The following is a 3,139-nucleotide window of genomic DNA, read 5'->3' on the forward strand; positions in this document are numbered from 1 at the left end:
CAGCGCGCGGCCCGGGCCAGGAGGCGCCGCGCGTGCTCCTTGCCGCCGGGGACATCACCACGCCGGCCGGGCGCGAGGCCGCCTTCGCGGTCGCCGGCGGGCCGGGCGCGGATTTCGACATCGTCGTGACCAATGCGGGCGGTCCGCCACCGGGCGATTTCCGCGACTGGGATCGTGACGCCTGGATCGCCGCCGTCGAGGCGAACATGCTCGCGCCGATCGAGCTGATGCGCGCCACGGTCGACGGCATGGCCGGGCGCGGCTTCGGGCGCGTGGTCAACATCACCTCCAGCGCGGTGAAGGCCCCCATCGACATCCTCGGCCTGTCCAACGGCGCGCGCAGCGGTCTGACGGGCTTCGTGGCGGGCCTGGCGCGCAGCAGCATCGCCGGGCGCGGCGTGACGGTGAACAACCTGCTGCCGGGGCGCTTCGACACGGACCGCCTGGCCACCACCTTCCAGGCGACGGCCGCCAAGACCGGGCGCAGCGAAGAGGAGGTGCGCCAGCAGCAGGAGGCGATGATCCCCGCCCGGCGCTTCGGCCGGCCGGAGGAATTCGGCGCCATCTGCGCCTTCCTGTGCAGCGTGCAGGCCGGCTACATCACGGGCCAGAACATCCTGGCCGACGGCGGCGCCTGCCCGGGCGCGTTCTGATCAGCTGCGCCGCGACGACACCACGATCCCGCCCACGATCAGCACGAAGGCCGCTGCGTGGTAGGGGCGCGGCAGCTCGCCCAGGAAGGCGGCCGACAGCAGCGCCGCGAACAGCGGCGTGAGGTTGATGAAGAAGCCGCCCGCCACCGGGCCGGCGCGCTGCACGCCCAGGCCCCAGCAGCGATACGCGATGATGGCCGGCCCGATGGCGATGAAGGCGAGGATTGCCACCAGCGGCCAGCCCCACTCGGCGTGCCAGCGGCCGAGCGACCATTCCGCGCCCGCGAAGGCGCCGGACCAGCCCAGCCCAAAGAGCATCTGCGCCAGCAGGAAGGCCGCCCAGTCGGCGCGGATGCCTGCCGGCTGGTCGGTGCGCACCAGCAGCCAGCTGTAGAGCGCCCAGCACAGCGTCGCAAGCACCATGTACAGATCGCCCGGCACCAGCCGCAGCGCCTGCAGCTCCTGCCAGCTGCCGCGGCTGAGCACCACCAGCACGCCGGCGACGGAAGCGAGCGCCCCCAGCACCTGCTGGCGCGAGACGGGAGCGCCGAAGAACAGCGCGCCCATGGCCAGCATCCAGATCGGCACGCCTGCGCCCACCAGGGTCACGTTCAGCGGTGTCGAGGTGGTCAGCGCCATGTACTGCAGCGCGTTGTAGCAGCCGATGCCCAGCAGCCCGAGCATCGCGTAGCGCTTCCAGTGCGGCCACAGGCCACTGCGCGCGCGCAGCACCGGCCAGGCCAGCGGCAGCAGCAGGGCGAAGGCCAGCAGCCAGCGCAGGAAATTCAGCGCCACCGGCGCGATCAGCGGCGCCGCCAGGCGGCCGACGACGGCGTTGCCCGCCCACATCAGCGGGGCGGTGGCCAGCAGCAGCGCCGTGCCGGCGGTCAGCGGCGGACGTCGATCGGGAGACTCGGGCATGGAAGAGCGCGACTGTAACCGGATCCCTCGCCGCGCGCAGGCCCGCCGGCCGTGGCACCATCGGCGCTTTGGCGCCCGCAGCCGGCGCGCCGCCCGCAAGACACCAGGAGAAGCCAGACCATGGTCCGTGCCGTACAGATCCGCCAGCACGGCGGCCCCGAAGAACTGCAGCTCGTCGATGTGCCGGTGGGCGAACCCGGCCCCGGCGAGGTGCGCATCCGCCACCGCGCCATCGGCCTGAACTTCATCGACGTCTACCACCGCACCGGCCTGTACCCGCTCTCCATGCCGGCCGGCATCGGCATGGAAGCCGCGGGCGTGATCGAGGCCGTCGGCGAAGGCGTCACGCACCTCCAGCCGGGCGACCGCGCCGCCTACGCCAGCAACCCGCCCGGCAGCTACGCCGAGGCGCGCGTGATGCCGGCCATGTGCGTGTGCCGCCTGCCGGATGCGATCGACTTCGAGACCGGCGCCGCCATGATGCTCAAGGGCCTGACGGCGCAGTACCTGCTGAAGAAGACGCTGCCCGTGGAGGGGCTGCAGCCGGGCGACCACGTGCTGTTCCACGCGGCGGCCGGCGGCGTGGGGCTGATCGCCTGCCAGTGGGCGCGCGCGCTCGGGCTGGAGCTGATCGCCACGGCCGGCTCGCAGGCCAAGTGCGAGCTGGCACTGGCCAACGGCGCGGCGCACGCCATCAACTACCGCGAGGAAGACTTTGCCGCGCGCGTGCAGGAGATCACCGGCGGGCGCGGCGTGAAGGTGGTCTATGACTCGGTGGGCAAGGACACCTGGGAGCCGTCCCTGAGGTGCCTGCGGCCCTTCGGACTGATGGCCAGCTTCGGCAACGCTTCCGGGCCGGTGCCGCCCTTCGCGCCGGCGCAGCTCGGCGCCCTGGGCTCGCTCTATGTGACGCGCCAGACGCTGTTCACGCACATCCGCACGCGCGAGGCCACGCAGGCGATGGCCGACCAGCTGTTCGAGGTCGTGGCCAGTGGCCAGGTGAAGATCCATATCGCGCAGCGCTACCCGCTCGCCGAGGTCCAGCAGGCGCACCGCGACCTGGAGGCGCGCAAGACCACCGGCTCGACCATCCTCACGCTCGACTGAAGCCGCGCCGCGCCGCGGCCGGACGCTTCCGGCCGGCCTTTCCTTTGCTCCTCCGGCTGCCGATGGCCCGCTCCCGCCTGCTTCCCGACAATTTCACCCTGGCGCTGCTCGCCACCGTGTCCCTGGCGAGCCTGCTGCCTGCCACCGGCGCGCTGGCTGCCGGGCTCGAGCGCGCCACGGTGGGCGTGGTGGCGCTGCTGTTCTTCATGCACGGCGCCAAGCTCTCACGCGAAGCCGTGCTGGCGGGCATCGGCCACTGGCGGCTGCACCTGCTGGTGGTGGGCAGCACCTTCGCGCTGTTCCCGGTGCTCGGCCTGGCGCTGCGCCCGCTGCTCGCGCCGCTGGTCACGCCCGAGCTCTACACCGGCGTGCTGTTCCTGTGCGTGCTGCCGGCCACGGTGCAGTCGGCGATTGCCTTCACGGCGGTGGCGGGTGGGGACATGGCGGCCGCCGTGTGC

General features: G+C 72.8%; 4 protein-coding genes. 3 read left to right on the top strand and 1 reads right to left on the bottom strand.

Features of this window, described 5'->3' with window-relative positions; translation table 11 throughout:
* The coding region (locus tag A612_RS04255) for an SDR family oxidoreductase (protein ID WP_019373311.1) at positions 1-653 on the top strand (653 nt) is incomplete at its 5' end.
* On the opposite strand, the gene A612_RS04260 is transcribed toward A612_RS04255, so the two are convergent.
* Positions 654-1,574 carry a DMT family transporter gene (locus tag A612_RS04260; protein ID WP_019373312.1) on the bottom strand — a complete coding sequence of 307 codons (921 nt, stop codon included), beginning with the start codon at positions 1,572-1,574 and terminating at the stop codon, positions 654-656.
* 120 nt (positions 1,575-1,694) lie between these two features.
* Between A612_RS04260 and A612_RS04265 the strand changes: the two genes are divergently transcribed.
* On the top strand, positions 1,695-2,681 hold the full coding sequence (locus A612_RS04265) for a quinone oxidoreductase family protein (protein WP_019373313.1): 987 nt from the start codon (positions 1,695-1,697) through the stop codon (positions 2,679-2,681).
* A 62-nt stretch (positions 2,682-2,743) separates the two neighbouring features.
* Positions 2,744-3,139 (top strand): bile acid:sodium symporter (locus A612_RS04270; RefSeq protein ID WP_019373314.1); only part of this gene is annotated, 396 nt, incomplete at its 3' end.

This window comes from Melaminivora alkalimesophila, assembly GCF_000282995.1.
Lineage (GTDB): Bacteria > Pseudomonadota > Gammaproteobacteria > Burkholderiales > Burkholderiaceae_C > Melaminivora > Melaminivora alkalimesophila.